Raw genomic sequence first — 14,000 nt, forward strand, 5'->3', positions numbered from 1 at the left:
CACATCCAGCCGGGCAAGCCGCAGCAGAATGCTTATGTCGAACGCTATAACCGGACCGTCCGACATGAATGGCTCGACCAGCACATCATCGAAAGCATTGAGGAGGCACAGGAATTTGCCACGCAGTGGCTATGGACCTACAACAACGAACGTCCCAATATGGGCATCGGCGGCATCACGCCCGCTCAGAAACTGAAAATGGCCGCGTGAATTCTACCGCGGAGCCCCGTTGAAAGCGGGGGGATTACCCGGCGGTCAGCGGCAATAAAAGCAATATGACTGGCGACTCTGATGGGGTTGCCTGGATCAGGCCACGCTTCTCAGGAGGATTCGCCCGCCGCGCTTTGAAGGCCCGCTTCTTGCACGCGTTGGAGCAATACATGGCGGTGGAAATCTTTGCCACGAACCCTTCACCACAGCACGCGCATTCCTTCTCGATGCGCGCGGACTGAAAACGATAGGTTGCCGAACAGCCTGGCGAGCAGAATGCGCTTATCCTGTCATGAGGCTTGAAGTCCGTACCACAGGTCATGCAGGGCTTGACTGGGAGCGTCGTCATCGAAGCATCACGGCACTTGTACGAGCAGAACCGCTGGTCCGATCCATTGCGGATGGCATGATAGGCTGCCCCGCACTGAGAGCATTCCCTCGGCTTTGTCTTCGCCTGCTGTAAGATGCGATAGGCCGCGCGGCCCATTGTGTCCTTGTTAAAGTGCGTGGCGTATTCCCGATACTTTAGTGCGGCGGTGGCACATGTGACTCCGCAAAATCGCTCACACCTGTCTATCTGAAACTGAGCGAGCGTCTCTTTGCACCAGTTGCACGCCTCGATAGGAGCCGTATATTCCGGCTGACCCTCTGCCCAGGAAGGTCGCGCACCCTTCGCCAGCTTCTGGAAGGCCGCCGTAATCAGCCCGGCAGACTCAATGTCGGATGCTGTCCAATCGTGGCCCGCAATGCAGAGGGCGGAACGCAGGCCAGCACGCGTTGAGCCTTCATGCTCCCACGCGCTGAAGCGGAAATCGTCCAAGATATCCATGATCTTCGAAATGACGTGATTTCGGCGCTCGCCTTTAATTATCTGTCGAGGCTTGTGCTTGTCTCGCAGACGAGAATTTCTGGCATCGACATAGTGCGACAGATAAACCATTGCATCACCCGAACATCGCGTCGACCAGCCCTGCCGTCACCGGCGCGGAGGAGATTGGTGGCAAGGTTTTCACGCCCTTCGGCGCCGCGGCTTGGGGCTTCATACTGGCCTCAAGATAGGTCTGATCCATTGCCCGAAGAATCATGACATGACGCGGTTCGATAGGCCAGCGCATGAGCGCGGCATAAGCGACGATTTCGGCGTAAGCGATGGGGTTCGGTCCGGCGGCATGAAGTGTCCGCGATCGATGTAGATCCATGAACCAGCGCCAAAGCAGATCGCCGCCGGCGGGAATGCGAGGCGCAACCGGTGACCTCGCTTCGAGCTGGCGCTTCAGTTCGGCGCACAGAAGGTCACGGAGGTTGCTGCTCATTGAGGGTTACCACCGTTGATGAATTTCTCCGACTTGTTCTGATTGCTCTTCTGGACGATCTTGACGGCGTTGCCCTGCGCTTGCTGGAGAATCTGGCCGACGAGCTCAGGAGATAGGCTTACGAGAACTTCTGAAGTCCCACCATTGGTGGAAGATCGCGAAGCAGCCGTATCATTCACCGAGACGCCCAGCCGTCCGCTTGAGTCGCGTCGAAGCGGCATGATCGCCTCCGGCCCGGCTTCGCCCATTAGGCCGGCACCATCCGCGAACGCGAACATGGTGGGCTTGCTGACGATCTGGTTTGAGTACCCGTTGATGCCATTGGGGAATGCGCCTCCGTCAGCGAAGAGGCCGCCTGTGATTGAGCCGGATTTGATACCCGCCCATTGCGAGTCACCACCGCCAAACAGGCCGCCGAGGAAGCTGAACAGACCACCGCCACCGCTTCCACTCGCCGCACCGTTCACCTGAAACAGCGCGTCTAAAACATCGTCAAGCAAGGTATCAGCGATGCGTTTCAGCGAGTTTACGGCAACGTCGCCCATCGCCTCCCAGAAAGATTTCCCGCTTTCGATTGCGCCGAACAGATCATCGAGTCCCGCTTTTGTCAGGTCGCGATAATAGAGCGTGGCTTCGTCTGACTTCCGTTGTGCTTCCTCTTTCGTGGCGATCGCTTCAGTGAGTTGAATGATCTTTTCCCGCTCTGCATCTGTGGCGGCCGCTCCTGCCTGCCTGGAGGCGGCAGAGGCTCGCTTGGCGGCGTCGGACAGGCCAACGATACGCAGCTCTTCTTCGAGCTCCGCGATCAATTCCTGAACTGCTTTCTTCTCCCGCTCCGCCTGTGCGACCGAGGGGTCGCGCGTTTTCGATTTCGATGCGGACGGAGGAGTATACGCAGGCGGCGTCCATGTCTTTTCACCGCTCCGGTTCATCGGCTGGATGCGGTCGCCGAGAACCTTCACGACCTTAGCTTCTTCTTCGGCCAGCTTTTGCATCTCGAGGCGGTATTGGCCGATCGCCTTGTTTCGATTGCGCTCACCGAGGGCACCATTGTTCTGCGCCTCTAGAATGCTGTTTTCCAAATCAAGCCGCTTCATTCCCAGATCGCGCTGCGTGCTTTCGAGCGTGGAGCTCATTTGCTTCTGGTAGTCACGGAAACCATCGATGAACTCCGAGAGCGAGTCAGCGGCGGAGACGATGGCGCTTTTCAAGGTGGAGCCGACCGTTTGGCTGATCATCTGAAACCGACGATCAACCTCGGCCGCACGCTCGATAAGCTGTTCATCCATGACGATGCCGAGGTCATTCGCGGCCTTGATGGTATCGCGAATTCCCCGCTCCCCCTGGCCGATCAGTTGGACGAATTGCTCGCCACCGGTGCCGCCGAAAATCTCGTCACTGATACGGATCTGTGCGGCTTTGTCGAGCTGCCCGAGGCGACCGATGATCTCGGCGAAGAGTGCTGATGGATCCTTCAGCTTTTCCTTGAGGTCATCGACGCTGTAGCCGAGACGCTGAAAGGCCTCAGCACCTGAGCCGGACTTGCCGAGAGATACGATGAATTCGTCGGCCCGCAAGGACAACTCTTTCAATCCGTCCTGTAGAGCGTCGACGCCAACGCGATTCTGTTCAGCAACGAACTTCAATTCCTGAAAGGCTTTGACGTTGACACCTGCGATCTTCGCCTGATCACCGATTTCCGCAACGCCCCGCGCTACCTCACCAAGCTTCTGAATGGTGCCGCTGATGCCTGCACCGATGACAGTGCCGATTAATCCGCCGGCAAACGCACGGCCGACACCGCCAATAGAAGTGCCGACCGTGGCCATCGCCTGACTGATGCGTGAGGTGGAGCGCTTCGCGTCGGCTTCCATTTGGGACGTCGCCTTTTTGGACGACTGCGACATTCTGCGGAACTCGCGTTCAGTCGTTCCGGAGGCTTTGGCCATGTTGCGTTCGAGGTCTTTTATTCGTGCCTCTAGCAGGATGACCAATCTTTCTTCGTCGTCCATGACAGTCTCCTTTAGGCGTAGGCCCAGTTTTCGAGATCATCCATATCGGCCGTCTCGTAAGATGAAATGCCGCTCTCACCGGCAGCGCAGCGAGCCACGGCCATGGCGGTTGCTACAGCGCCGTCGATGCGGTCTTTGCTCTTGCCCTTGTGGAAAGTGCGGTTGCCTGCCGTGTCGGTGCGGACGGCGATGTTATCGAAATGCCAGCGGAGAATAGGATGGCCGCCGTGCTGGAAGCGGCGCGCAAGAATAGAGCGCTCCAGTTCATCAACAGCGGGAGACATCGACACCCAGCCCTGGCGGAACTCGACCACGGGCAAACCTTTGTCTTGGAGATTGTTCAGCGAGTTACGGGCGTTATAGGGATCGAATGAGATTTCCCTGACGTTAAACCGAGCGCATAGCTCTTCAATCGCCGCTTCTACCGCGTGATAATCCACCACGTTGCCGTCTGTCAGGGTGATGTGGCCCTGCTCCTCCCAGACCATGTAGTTGACGCCATCTTGCCCCGCCTTGCGCATGATGTTGTCTTTCGGGAGAAAGAACCACGGATGCACGGCATAACCGCTCTCGCGGTCGCCCCAAGCGGCGACGACGGCGGTCAAGTCGCTGGTGCTGGATAGGTCGACGCCCAGATAACACGGGGTTTGTTCGCTCTCGAAACGGTCTAGGTCGACGTGGCCCTTGCCCTCGTCGTAGACTGGCATTGAGACAAACGGAGACGCGCTATAATCCAGCCAGCAGTTCAGATGGAACTGGCGGAAGTTATCGCGGTCCGATGGCCTCTCCTTTGCTTCCCGGGCCATGGTGCGCAAGCCGTCGATATCGGGATACCCATCAGCGAGGCCCGGGTTGACCATGTGCCACAGGTCTTCATCCTCCCAGTCATCGTCAGGGCTGCTTTCGAACAAGACCGGCAGGAAGCTTGGATCCTCTACGGCACCAGACTGCACTTTGCGGGCATAGGTGAGCAGCTCATACGCCAAATTTTCTTGGCCTCTGCCGGATTGTGTGATGACCACCAAGAGAGTGTTGGCAACCTTGTTGAGACCCGTTCTGATGGCAGACCAGTTGCGCCGGGCGTTCTCGCCTTCCCAGTTGATGAGTTCGTCAGCCAGGACGAAATTTGGTGTCTTGCCGAGTTTGCCGCGGCCTCCCGACGCCAATGCGCGGAATGTCGCCTTGCTCTTGATATGCTCGAGATAGAAGAGCGACTCAGTCGGCTTCATTGCTGGCTGTAACCATTCGGTTTCATCAACAATGCCGACGGCCTCATCGTAAGCGATACGCGCGTCTTCCTCGGCAGAGGCGGCGACCATGGCCTGACCACCGGGAACGCGCTCCCATCCCACCGTGTGCAGCAATGCGAGGCCTGCGCCCATCGTGGTCTTGCGGGCACCACGCGGCAGGAGGATGAATACCGTCTTCACCTGACGACGCTTGTTCGGGTAGCACGGGCCATAAACGCGCCTGACAATGCGTTCCCAGAACAGAGGCAGCTCGAAATCACCGCTCTCGCTTTTCGGGTGCTTCAGACGGCGCAGGAAGTCCACGGCGCGCTCACCGTAGCCGAACGTGTCTTCAATATCGCTGCCATCGAAAACCCACTCAGGACGGGTTGCCTTAAATTTCAAGGCCATCGGGTGCGCCCCCCTTCGGCTTATCTTTCCGCGTGAAGCCTTGCTTCGAGCGGGCGGCGGGTGTCAGGCCGAGTTCCGCAGACAATCGGGCGACGGTCTCCATTGCCCTGGAAAGCATGCCGGCGGCCGGGTTTGGCTTCAGCATGCCATGAGCGGTTTTCACCGTCGGACTGTGTTCCTGAAGTGACTTCTGGCACTCCTGCACCATCCAGCGTGCGACTATGTACGTCTCCAGCACACCGAGTGCGGGAGCGGTCAGGATCTTCCGTTGCACCATGTCGGTGGCGATGACGGTCCATTCTGCGACCATGTCCGGGGGAAGCGTTGCGGGCGGTTTGGGAACGCCGCTAAGCCCCCCGTCGATGGCTTTGAGATCAGCCTTCCGGCCGCGCGTGCTCATGTCGTCACCGTCCGTTCACAGCGCAGCTCCAGACCGACACGGCGGCCGATCTCCTTCACCTCCCGGATATTGAATTCACGACCCTGATAAAGGACACGCGACGCGCCTGTGACGCCTGGGAGGAAGCGTGTTCGAAAGATGACGACGGTCTCATCGCTGGCGCCACCTGTCAGAAATTCCTCGGTGCTGCTTTGGATCAGCTGCGCGCGAATGGTCCCTACGTCGGTCCATGTCGCTACCGGTGTGCCATAATCGTTCACCGTGTTGGCGAAGCTCTGGATTGTGATGGAGCGATCAAGCTTTCCCGATCTCATAATACCTCCTGCACAAGTGCATCGACCGTCAGAACAGCGTGTGACGTTTCGCCGTCCGGATCGCGTAGGAAACGGGAACCGCGCACCCGGCAATCGGCGCAATGAAAGCCGGGATCAAGCTGCAAATTGGCAGCGTTGATTGCTTTCCGGACTGCGCCGACTATGTGCTTGGATACCTCCGTGGATGGCTCTTGCACCCAGATATGCAAGTCCATGTACACCCGGGACAGTGTGCGAGCGATGCTTTCACCTTCATCAACGGACTGGCCTTCCCCGATGACGATCGAGGGGCGCGGGTTTGGCCTCTCGTTACGGTCAAGGATAGATGAGGCTGGCACCAGCGCGACAACGTCACCGGATGAAGACAGTCGAGCGCGCAAGGCTTTTTGTAGGGCTAGCTCCGCGCTCATTGGCCACCCCAATTCCTCTTCACCGCCTTCGAAGCAGCGCGTTTGATGCGGCCGGTGATCTTCTTCCGGAGCAACCGGAAGGCAGGCCAGAAGAATGGCTGCGCTGCCGCCTCCTGAGTGCCGTGTTCGACCAAATGAGCGTAACGAACGTCCTTGTTTCCAGCGGTCACCGCCACGGCCAGTTCTGGAACAGTGACGCGGCCACCGGGCGAACTATAGGGCGGCGTGTTCGCTCCGCCTGGAGTGACGGCAATCGAATCCTGAAGCGCGCCGGTGTCGCGAGGCGCAAGGATACGAGCAGTCACGGCCAAATCGTTACCCGACTTTACCAGCTCCGGCACCATGGCGGCGCGCACATTCTTCGGGATCATTGCGAGTCGCTGTTTGATGCGACCGATTCCACCATCGTCAGCCAAAGGAATACTCCCTGTATTCGTTGACGATCTGCCAGACGCCGAAGGGCAGCTCCTGGCCGTTCACACCGACAAGGGTTGCTTCCCGGTTTTCGAACCAATGCGCCGCCAGTTGACAGACAGCCTCAACCAGCGCCGGCGGAATTTCGTCTTGATCCGTGCCGCCATAGGTCTCCTCAATCTGGAAGCCGAGCAGGCGTTCGACATGATTTTGCGCGGCTGAAATCTTGCGTTCCAGCAGCCCGTCATCGTCCGTTCCGAAATCCGGCGTCAGGTTCAGCTGCTGTTTCAGCTCGGTCAAACTGACGATCATGACGGCCACCTTTTCGGTTTTAAAAAACTAGAGCTATTTCGAAAAATTTTCGCACGAGAGACCCGCCGCCGGTCCCCAAAGAGGGTGGAAAGTTGAAGACCACCCCCGGGTTGCTGCATCAGGCGTCGTCGGCATCCACGCGGACAATGTTCGAGTTCACGCCCAAGCTAATGTTCAGCTTCATCACAGAGTTTGCCTGATCGAATTGCTCGCTCTGAGACATGATCTTTGCAATGAACAGACGCTCTGATGGTGTGCCGCCTGGAGGTGCGTCGTTGAGTACGAGGCGGAACTCGTGGTCATATGGCGTCTTCTCTGCGGCAACTACTGCCTGCTGCCCCGCATCCGCGGGATCGATGCCGCAGACAACCTCCATGCTACCAGCGCTGCGCGGTCCCTTAAGGGTGCGGGTGCGGCTATCACCAATAGCGGTGAAGCTGACGGCCTCGCTGGTATCACCGACGGAGCCGAGGGCTTCGACCTCACGGATTTCTTTCCATTCGGGTGCGTTGGCGGCGCTGAAGTCGGCCAATACGAAATCGGTGCTCTTCTGTTCCTTAACGGCGCCGATATAAAACTTGGCACCAGCGCTTGCGTAGATGGTCATGTTCTGTTCCTTTCGGTGCGCCGCTCTTCCGCGGCGTCAAGGGCGTTGCATCGCTGGCAGCCTGGCCGCCAATTCGACTTCACCATCCGAAGATCTGGACGGCGCTTGATGGAAATGGCGTGGCGAACCAAGACTGCAGGTGCGCCACATGAACAGAGATCGTTACCGGGTTGAGCGAGAAACGCCTTGGCAGCTTTTCGCCACTCGCCGTCGTAACCACGCTCACGCGCTGCAGGTCTCTTCTGATCGAACCGAGCCTTGCGCTCTCGGCTATCGCGCGCCACGCATGGGCAGGTCACTCCCGAAGGAACGGCCTTGCCGCACTTGCATATTCGTGGCGCGCGGACTGGCATGGTCAGGCAACCGGCTTGTCTGCGGCATTGCCCTTGATGGCGACGACGCTTACGAAGATGGATGTGCCGGAGCCCTTGGTCAGAACCGGACGCACATAGCGCTTGAAGCCACGGTAACCGACCGTGGCCGTGCTGTTGGCTGCAAGGTTTCCCGACACTGGCGCCTGAATATGATCAGCGTCGACGGCGGTGAAAGTGGCGTTGTCGTCGCTCTCCTCCAGCGCCAGGGTGAACGCGCCGGAAGCGGTACGTGCGCCCGTGGTAGCGACGAACGCCACGCTGTCGAAGCCCAACAGGTCAACGGACGAACCGTTGGTGCTGGCGGCGATGTCGGCCGGAGCAATGCTCTGGACAACACCAATATTGTGAACCAAATCACGCATTTGAAATTCCTTTCTCTTTCCGGCTGTTAAGCCGTGGCCATCTTCAGTTTGCGCAGCGCTTCGGTGAGAACCGGGCCGCCACCGACGCGGCGGCGCGCATGGAACCGGACCATTCCCTTCGTGGCCTGGGTGTACGGATCGCGAAGGATCGACATGCCGACGCGGTCATAGACGCGGTACGCTTTCGAGAAATCGCCGTAGATGATCGGGAATGCGCCGTTGGCGATATCGGGCATCGTCGGATCTTCGATAACCGGACGGCCCAGCAGCGTCGAAGGCTGGCCCGCCTGATATGACGGCTGCCACAGATAATTACCCTGCCCATCCTTGAGGGTGCGGACCTTGCCGAGCGTGGTCCCGTTCATCAGCCAGGAGCCATTGTTCCGGTAGGGTGCGGGCAGCGCGTACATCAGGCCAATCAGTTGATCGGCGTTGATGTTGGCGGCGTGACCGTTGACGATCTCCGCGATGTTCGGAACCTGCTGGATGCCGAGCGGCTTCTTGGCACCGTTGCCATTGGAGAAGGCCGCGTTTTCCTTGAGCGCGAATTCCTGCGAAAGCTCGCTGGCGACTTCGCTCTCAACGTTGATGGCCGAGTCTTCCAGCAGCTTCTGTGACACGTCGATGAAGCAGGCCAGTTCGTGGATCGGGATTTCAAGCTGACCATAGGTCATGGTCGTTTCGTCGCGCTCTTCATCCTCGCCGACCCAGTTGGCGGTAGGCCGCCCGGTCATCTTCGGCAGGATGACGGAACCGGCCCCGGTCGAGCCGACGCGCACGGCTTGCCGGATCGGGGAGATTTCGACAATGCCCTTGATGACTTCAGCCTGAAACTCGGGGGGAGCGAGATAACCGCCCTTGGTGTCGTCACCGACGATCAGGGCGCGGACCTCTTCGGCCTCCATGGCCTCTCTGCCCATGCGCAGGAAGTTGGTGAAGGCGCGGCGCTCGATGGTGGGTTCTTCGTTGCGCTGGTCGCCACCGCCACCGGGACGGTTCATGCGCGTTTCCAGATCCGTCACCTGCGCACGCAATTCTGTGATCGTGGTTTCGGAGCCGGTGCGGTACTCTTCGAAGCCCGCGCGCAGTTCCTCGACAGCCTGCGTGGCAAGTGCCAGGGGATCGTCATTTTCCGCGCGGGTTTCGAGTGGAGGATTAAAATGCTGCATGGTCATTTCCCTTTCTTGACGAGAGCGCATTTCGCCTTCCGGCATGCATCGATGAAGGCCGCTGCGCTCCCGGATGAGCGGCCGTTGCTACGAACAGAGGTGATCCGGGCGCGTCCAGCTGACGGCATGCCCACGATTGAAATTTCGGCGAGATCGATATCGGTAAGTACGCGGACACCATTGGCTGCGCGCTTGTCCCCGCGAGATCGGAAACCAATTGACAGACCGTTCAGGGCGCCGGCCTTCAGGAGATCGTATGCCTCTCGGCCGCGCGTCGTGCTGGTAACGATCTTTCCCGATACGGCTAGGCCGGTGGCGTCCTCCGTGATGGAGGTCCAAACGCCGATTATCTCGGAAGGATTGTGGCTCCAGAGCATGAGTGGACGCGTGCCAGCGGCTTTATGCTCGGCAAGAGACCGCTTGAATGCACCGCGCTGAACGGTTTCATTGTGAGCGTTGCGCTCATCGAAGATCACGGCATGGCCGGTGAACTGCCCCTCATCGCCGGACGCGTCGAAGCGAATATTAAGATCGAGATGGTCAATCACCGGCGGCCTCCGAGAAGAAAGAAAATTCCGAAAAAAAGAATGGCGATGAGGATTGCGTGCAGTGCTTCGATCATTCGGCGGCCGGGCTCCGGAAGTGAGCACGATCGCCAGCGAAAGCATCAGTCTGCTGCTCAATCCATGCCACGGCCAAAAGCTTCAGCATGGCGGCATGTCCGAACCTCGCAGCAAGGCCGAAATCACCCGCCACGTCCCAGTTCTGAACGCAGCGCGCCAAGCAAGCCAGGCGGGCCTTTTCACGAAACTCGAATGAAACTTTTCCGTCGGCATCAGCGCCTGAAGCCAAGTCATCCATCATCGCAACGCGTGCTTTGTGTTGTGTTTGGCTGTCCGGACCGGCGATCAACAGACGGACGCCAATGGGCTTGCCTTCCCAAGGGTCGACCAGTTCCAACCAGCGCCCCTTATCCTGATCCACAAGGTTCGAGAGGATTGCCTCAAGCGTCATCGGTTGTCGGCTCCTCTACCGGCTTTTCGTCTTCAAGCTTAGGGCCACCGTTATGGCCAACGCCTGGAGCGTTTGGATTTATGTGAGGGTTTGCGAAGGCGTCACCGCCCTCATAGGGCCCAAGATCAAGCCAGCTGCGCGCCTCGTTCGGATTGAGAACCTTGGCGCTGATGAGGCTCGAAATCGCAGTGGCGCGGGCGGTCAGATCGGCCCGGGTGAGATCGTCGCGGTCGAGAAGGATGCGGAAGCGCGTGCGGTCAGCGCGTGACAACAGGGCGCGAGCCAGTGCCGCTTCAAGCGCCCGGAGCCATGGCTCGAGCGTGTACGTCAGGAACTCGCGGCCCATCTGTTCGCTGTTCGACCATGTGGCGCGCTCAAGCTCGTAGAGCATCGACGGCGGGATGCGGAAGGCGCGGCAGATTTCAAGAATTTGGAAGCGGCGGAGCTCGATAAACTGAGCGTCGACCGAGTTCAGCATCATTTGTTTAAAGCTTGCACCATCCCACAAAATGCCGGTCTTCCCGGTATTGGACGCGCCGTCATGTGCAAGACGCCAAGCCTTGATCATCTTTTTGACGCCCTCGTCGCCGAGCGATTTCGGGCTTTCAATGATACCGCCGGGCTTCGCGCCGTTCTTGAACAGGTTGCCCGCGTGGGCTTCCATGACCTTTGCTGCGCCGATGGCTTCGGCTGCCAGTGTCAGCGGGGACTTGTCGAAAGGGCCGCGAAGGTGGACGATGTTGCGTGCCGGTACCACGTTGCCGTTGACACGGTATGTCGGTTCGCCGGTCTGTGGGTCGTACTGGACCGTGATCGCCGAAGGCTGGTAGCGGATAATCTCGCGGACTTCATCGCCGACGCGGTTGACGTAAGCCAGACCGCCCGCGTCGTTGGTCAGCGCGCCGGCGGTGAGGTCGCGGATGAGTTCGAAACCGGATGTCCATGCGTTCACGTCGGCGCGCAACAGCAGCCCGACGGGGTGCGATTTGTCCTCGGTCTCGACGCCGTTTTCATCGCGCTCCATAATACGGACATCGAGTGTGGCCGCTGCTTCGGAAATGACACGAACCGCGTTCGCCACCGCCGGAACCCGAAGAGCTGCGGCGCCGGAAATGCCGACTGCCCCGCTAGACGCGCCGGACCATAGCGCTGACAACACGCCGTCCACGTCCGCCACGTTAGCGTCGCGGGTCTCAATTTTTTCGGGTCTGGAAAACGGCCATATCTTCATGCACCAGTTTATGGCGCATTACCGCAGGAATCGCGTAATGGTTTGAGCAGGGATTTCAGGGGGGCAATAGGTAAGAAATGGGCGCGCTAGGATCACTCATAAAATGGAGAGATGACAGATACCGGATTATCCAGCTTCGGCATGAACTCGAGCATTTGGATGACATGTACCGTGCGAAGCTGAAGGAGACAAAATACCGTCGCGGCAGCAAAGAAGCCGAAGATCTGTACTGGGGTTACCGCAATGATGTTGATCTAACAGAAGCGTCCCTCAATGAGTTAGAAACTGCGGCCGCGTTGAAGAGAGCTCGAAAGTGGGGCGTGCCGGTTCCACACCGACCTAACAGCGAAGCGGACGAAAACGATGCATGGAACTGGTCCAGCGTCCATTTTCGGCACTATCTAAGCACAGATGGCAAAGCGCTGCTACGACGACAGTGCTTTGCCGAAATTGAAATGTTTTACAAACCGTGGGCCACTTGGTTGGCGGTCTGCATCAGCTTCCTCAGCTTAGCCATCTCTGTCTTTAAACCGTAGAAAGGCGAGTAGATCAGACTCGAATGCATAGTATCTTGACCCAATTTGTTTGACTGGTGAGCCTTGCTGTTTTGCGAGATTGTCCCGGACAAAATCCGGGCCGCACCCGATCCTTCTGCCGATGCCTGACAGTGTCCAAATAACTCGTGAAGGATTTTCAGGGACGCGAGATTGGCTCTCCGAAAGCTTGTCGAAACGTGCTGCGGTCAGTGGCGGTTTCATCGGTCGCCCCTTTCCCGCAGATGGCGAGGCCTCTCGATTTGGCCCAACGTTTCGATCTCGACGTGGTGCCCGGACTCTTTGAAATAGCGGATCAGCGGCTCCCGTTCTGAGGCGAAATCCGGCACGTAAGTGGCGATCACTCGACCGTTTTTTACGGTTTCAAATATTGTCCGTTTGCCTTCGAGTGCCCAGTCGCGTTCGGTAACTCGGATAACCAATGGTCTAAAGGTGGTCATTTTGTTCTCCTGAAAGTGAGGGCTTGGCTTGCGACGGCTCCGGGTTTGAGGGTTGAGAAAGGTCGAAAGGTTCGCAGATCGGCGGTCTTGAACCGGCAAGGCGCGCCTGCGGCGCAAAGGCTCGATCGTTGATCTCGCTTGCCTGGCGTGGTGCGTCCATGACAGTCCCTTCCCCGATAGGGAAGAAGGAAGGCTGCGGCTCTTGCCGAAACGGTAGGCGGATTGAACTCGAAGAGGTCAATGCTCGAAGAGCCGGCGAAGCCGTCCTGCGCCGTGTGTCACGCGCCGTGATTACCTTATGTCGCGTGACAGCCCGGCGTTTTTGTTGTCTCGCGCGGTTCAGACGGCGCTTCCGCGCATCCGCAGGTTCGTCAATCGCTTCGAGCGATCGAATCACTGCGGCTGTACGTTCGCAGCTCAAAACCTGCAAAAGCTTTCCGGCAACAAAAGCGGCCATTATTATTCCGTCAGCAGAACGGCAGGCGGCTGCCGCAACATCGGGATCAATTGGTGGCAACCCTAGGCGTCGTGCGAGCGAATTGATGGAACAAGCGTCGGCCGATACGCCGAAGCATTCCGTCAAATTCGCCAGAACCGCCGCCCACGCAGCCTCCGTACCAAGCTCCAAGCCGTGACGGCGACGGTACGATACGAGGCGCCCAAGGTCGTTGTAACGGATGCCAGCGTGGAGCTTTAGCAGCCGATATTTCTCCGACGCATAGTCGCGTTTTCCGTTGATTTCACGGCGGTCTCGGGCTATCGTTTTCGTATCGTGATGTTTGATATTGAGCTGGTTGGGGTTGCCGCCCCGGCCAGCTTTTTCATTTCGGATATTCATTGCGCGGTCTCCGCAATTTTTGCCGCGTCATAAGCGTCGAGCGCTGCGATCTCCCAGAACCTAAGCTTGCCAATCCTGATAGGACGAGGAAAATCATTATCCGGATTGGTCAGCCATCTGTGTAGAGTCATCGTCGTGACGCGGCCGTATCGTGCACAGACGTCATTCGCGGTGATGAATTTCTTCTGAGGAGTTTGTGGTGTTTCAGTCATCGCTGGCCCTTTCAAAAAACTGACAGGGCCAACGATTAATTACACAAAACCTGTATCGGCAACATTAAACTTTTCAATACGCTACGTATTGTGAAGGTTATACTATTGATCAAGAATACTAATCTGATTTAAAATACGAAGAGTATTAAGAACAATTTATCGAACGATTATGAA

At 58.2% G+C, this 14,000-nt stretch carries 20 protein-coding genes; 2 read left to right on the plus strand and 18 right to left on the minus strand.

The genetic code is table 11. The features are described from left to right. The coding region (locus QD336_RS15195; protein WP_499171250.1) for an integrase core domain-containing protein at nt 1-210 on the plus strand (210 nt) is incomplete at its 5' end. Nucleotides 211-244: 34 nt separating this feature from the next. Here QD336_RS15195 and QD336_RS15200 read toward each other — a convergent pair. The 15 genes from QD336_RS15200 to QD336_RS15270 all read right to left on the minus strand — a co-directional run bounded on the left by QD336_RS15200 (nt 245) and on the right by QD336_RS15270 (nt 11,782). Next, on the minus strand, nt 245-1,150 hold the full coding sequence (locus QD336_RS15200; RefSeq protein WP_499171251.1) for a hypothetical protein: 906 nt from the start codon (nt 1,148-1,150) through the stop codon (nt 245-247). Nucleotides 1,151-1,154: 4 nt separating this feature from the next. Continuing rightward, complete coding sequence (locus QD336_RS15205; RefSeq protein ID WP_499171252.1) at nt 1,155-1,523, minus strand: phage tail assembly chaperone; 369 nt, start codon at nt 1,521-1,523, stop codon at nt 1,155-1,157. Then, complete coding sequence (locus QD336_RS15210; protein WP_499171253.1) at nt 1,520-3,535, minus strand: phage tail tape measure protein; 2,016 nt, start codon at nt 3,533-3,535, stop codon at nt 1,520-1,522. The genes QD336_RS15205 and QD336_RS15210 overlap by 4 nt, the downstream gene beginning before the upstream one ends. An 11-nt stretch (nt 3,536-3,546) precedes the next feature. Then, on the minus strand, nt 3,547-5,175 hold the full coding sequence (locus QD336_RS15215) for a terminase large subunit (RefSeq protein WP_499171254.1): 1,629 nt from the start codon (nt 5,173-5,175) through the stop codon (nt 3,547-3,549). Next, nucleotides 5,159-5,575, minus strand: coding sequence for a phage terminase small subunit P27 family (locus QD336_RS15220; protein ID WP_499171255.1), 417 nt, complete (start codon nt 5,573-5,575; stop codon nt 5,159-5,161). The genes QD336_RS15215 and QD336_RS15220 overlap by 17 nt, the downstream gene beginning before the upstream one ends. Beyond that, on the minus strand, nt 5,572-5,889 hold the full coding sequence (locus tag QD336_RS15225) for a phage head closure protein (protein WP_499171256.1): 318 nt from the start codon (nt 5,887-5,889) through the stop codon (nt 5,572-5,574). The genes QD336_RS15220 and QD336_RS15225 overlap by 4 nt, the downstream gene beginning before the upstream one ends. Continuing rightward, complete coding sequence (locus QD336_RS15230) at nt 5,886-6,299, minus strand: DUF3168 domain-containing protein (protein ID WP_499171257.1); 414 nt, start codon at nt 6,297-6,299, stop codon at nt 5,886-5,888. The genes QD336_RS15225 and QD336_RS15230 overlap by 4 nt, the downstream gene beginning before the upstream one ends. Then, nucleotides 6,296-6,715 carry an HK97-gp10 family putative phage morphogenesis protein gene (locus QD336_RS15235; protein WP_499171258.1) on the minus strand — a complete coding sequence of 140 codons (420 nt, stop codon included), beginning with the start codon at nt 6,713-6,715 and terminating at the stop codon, nt 6,296-6,298. Before QD336_RS15235 ends, QD336_RS15230 begins: the two co-directional genes overlap by 4 nt. Then, nucleotides 6,708-7,025 carry a head-tail connector protein gene (locus tag QD336_RS15240; protein ID WP_499171259.1) on the minus strand — a complete coding sequence of 106 codons (318 nt, stop codon included), beginning with the start codon at nt 7,023-7,025 and terminating at the stop codon, nt 6,708-6,710. Before QD336_RS15240 ends, QD336_RS15235 begins: the two co-directional genes overlap by 8 nt. Before the next feature lie 118 nt (nt 7,026-7,143). Further along, nucleotides 7,144-7,632 carry a hypothetical protein gene (locus QD336_RS15245; protein ID WP_499171260.1) on the minus strand — a complete coding sequence of 163 codons (489 nt, stop codon included), beginning with the start codon at nt 7,630-7,632 and terminating at the stop codon, nt 7,144-7,146. 355 nt (nt 7,633-7,987) lie between these two features. Continuing rightward, complete coding sequence (locus QD336_RS15250; RefSeq protein ID WP_499171261.1) at nt 7,988-8,368, minus strand: hypothetical protein; 381 nt, start codon at nt 8,366-8,368, stop codon at nt 7,988-7,990. Between the two features lie 26 nt (nt 8,369-8,394). Further along, on the minus strand, nt 8,395-9,537 hold the full coding sequence (locus QD336_RS15255; protein WP_499171262.1) for a phage major capsid protein: 1,143 nt from the start codon (nt 9,535-9,537) through the stop codon (nt 8,395-8,397). 2 nt (nt 9,538-9,539) lie between these two features. Continuing rightward, on the minus strand, nt 9,540-10,085 hold the full coding sequence (locus tag QD336_RS15260; RefSeq protein WP_499171263.1) for an HK97 family phage prohead protease: 546 nt from the start codon (nt 10,083-10,085) through the stop codon (nt 9,540-9,542). 70 nt (nt 10,086-10,155) lie between these two features. After that, a complete protein-coding gene (locus QD336_RS15265) occupies nt 10,156-10,551 on the minus strand; it encodes a hypothetical protein (protein WP_499171264.1) in 396 nt (131 codons plus the stop codon). Further along, a complete protein-coding gene (locus QD336_RS15270; RefSeq protein ID WP_499171265.1) occupies nt 10,541-11,782 on the minus strand; it encodes a phage portal protein in 1,242 nt (413 codons plus the stop codon). Before QD336_RS15270 ends, QD336_RS15265 begins: the two co-directional genes overlap by 11 nt. Nucleotides 11,783-11,946: 164 nt before the next feature. Here QD336_RS15270 and QD336_RS15275 point away from each other — a divergent pair, with 164 nt between their 5' ends. Then, complete coding sequence (locus QD336_RS15275) at nt 11,947-12,318, plus strand: hypothetical protein (RefSeq protein WP_499171266.1); 372 nt, start codon at nt 11,947-11,949, stop codon at nt 12,316-12,318. A gap of 218 nt (nt 12,319-12,536) precedes the next feature. Here QD336_RS15275 and QD336_RS15280 read toward each other — a convergent pair whose 3' ends face one another. The 3 genes from QD336_RS15280 to QD336_RS15290 are packed head-to-tail and all read right to left on the minus strand — an operon-like array spanning nt 12,537 to nt 13,826. Then, nucleotides 12,537-12,776, minus strand: coding sequence for a hypothetical protein (locus QD336_RS15280; protein WP_499171267.1), 240 nt, complete (start codon nt 12,774-12,776; stop codon nt 12,537-12,539). Further along, nucleotides 12,763-13,614: a hypothetical protein gene (locus QD336_RS15285; protein ID WP_499171268.1), complete on the minus strand. Its 852-nt coding sequence runs from the start codon at nt 13,612-13,614 to the stop codon at nt 12,763-12,765. Before QD336_RS15285 ends, QD336_RS15280 begins: the two co-directional genes overlap by 14 nt. Further along, nucleotides 13,611-13,826: a helix-turn-helix transcriptional regulator gene (locus QD336_RS15290; RefSeq protein ID WP_499171269.1), complete on the minus strand. Its 216-nt coding sequence runs from the start codon at nt 13,824-13,826 to the stop codon at nt 13,611-13,613. The genes QD336_RS15285 and QD336_RS15290 overlap by 4 nt, the downstream gene beginning before the upstream one ends. Nucleotides 13,827-14,000: the final 174 nt, after the last annotated feature.

The organism is Rhizobium sp. BR 250 (genome assembly GCF_047445855.1).
Classification (GTDB): Bacteria; Pseudomonadota; Alphaproteobacteria; order Rhizobiales; family Rhizobiaceae; genus Agrobacterium; species Agrobacterium tumefaciens_I.

Bases quoted from the DNA above. Each gene is read 5' to 3' on its own strand.
- QD336_RS15270 (WP_499171265.1), bottom strand. From the start codon at position 11,782: ATGAAGATATGGCCGTTTTCCAGACCCGAAAAAATTGAGACCCGCGAC.
- QD336_RS15285 (WP_499171268.1), bottom strand. From the start codon at position 13,614: ATGAATATCCGAAATGAAAAAGCTGGCCGGGGCGGCAACCCCAACCAG.
- QD336_RS15220 (WP_499171255.1), bottom strand. From the start codon at position 5,575: ATGAGCACGCGCGGCCGGAAGGCTGATCTCAAAGCCATCGACGGGGGG.
- QD336_RS15225 (WP_499171256.1), bottom strand. From the start codon at position 5,889: ATGAGATCGGGAAAGCTTGATCGCTCCATCACAATCCAGAGCTTCGCC.
- QD336_RS15280 (WP_499171267.1), bottom strand. From the start codon at position 12,776: ATGACCACCTTTAGACCATTGGTTATCCGAGTTACCGAACGCGACTGG.
- QD336_RS15265 (WP_499171264.1), bottom strand. From the start codon at position 10,551: ATGACGCTTGAGGCAATCCTCTCGAACCTTGTGGATCAGGATAAGGGG.
- QD336_RS15215 (WP_499171254.1), bottom strand. From the start codon at position 5,175: ATGGCCTTGAAATTTAAGGCAACCCGTCCTGAGTGGGTTTTCGATGGC.
- QD336_RS15275 (WP_499171266.1), top strand. From the start codon at position 11,947: ATGTACCGTGCGAAGCTGAAGGAGACAAAATACCGTCGCGGCAGCAAA.
- QD336_RS15240 (WP_499171259.1), bottom strand. From the start codon at position 7,025: ATGATCGTCAGTTTGACCGAGCTGAAACAGCAGCTGAACCTGACGCCG.
- QD336_RS15245 (WP_499171260.1), bottom strand. From the start codon at position 7,632: ATGACCATCTACGCAAGCGCTGGTGCCAAGTTTTATATCGGCGCCGTT.
- QD336_RS15205 (WP_499171252.1), bottom strand. From the start codon at position 1,523: ATGAGCAGCAACCTCCGTGACCTTCTGTGCGCCGAACTGAAGCGCCAG.
- QD336_RS15250 (WP_499171261.1), bottom strand. From the start codon at position 8,368: ATGCGTGATTTGGTTCACAATATTGGTGTTGTCCAGAGCATTGCTCCG.
- QD336_RS15255 (WP_499171262.1), bottom strand. From the start codon at position 9,537: ATGCAGCATTTTAATCCTCCACTCGAAACCCGCGCGGAAAATGACGAT.
- QD336_RS15210 (WP_499171253.1), bottom strand. From the start codon at position 3,535: ATGGACGACGAAGAAAGATTGGTCATCCTGCTAGAGGCACGAATAAAA.
- QD336_RS15290 (WP_499171269.1), bottom strand. From the start codon at position 13,826: ATGACTGAAACACCACAAACTCCTCAGAAGAAATTCATCACCGCGAAT.
- QD336_RS15200 (WP_499171251.1), bottom strand. From the start codon at position 1,150: ATGGTTTATCTGTCGCACTATGTCGATGCCAGAAATTCTCGTCTGCGA.
- QD336_RS15230 (WP_499171257.1), bottom strand. From the start codon at position 6,299: ATGAGCGCGGAGCTAGCCCTACAAAAAGCCTTGCGCGCTCGACTGTCT.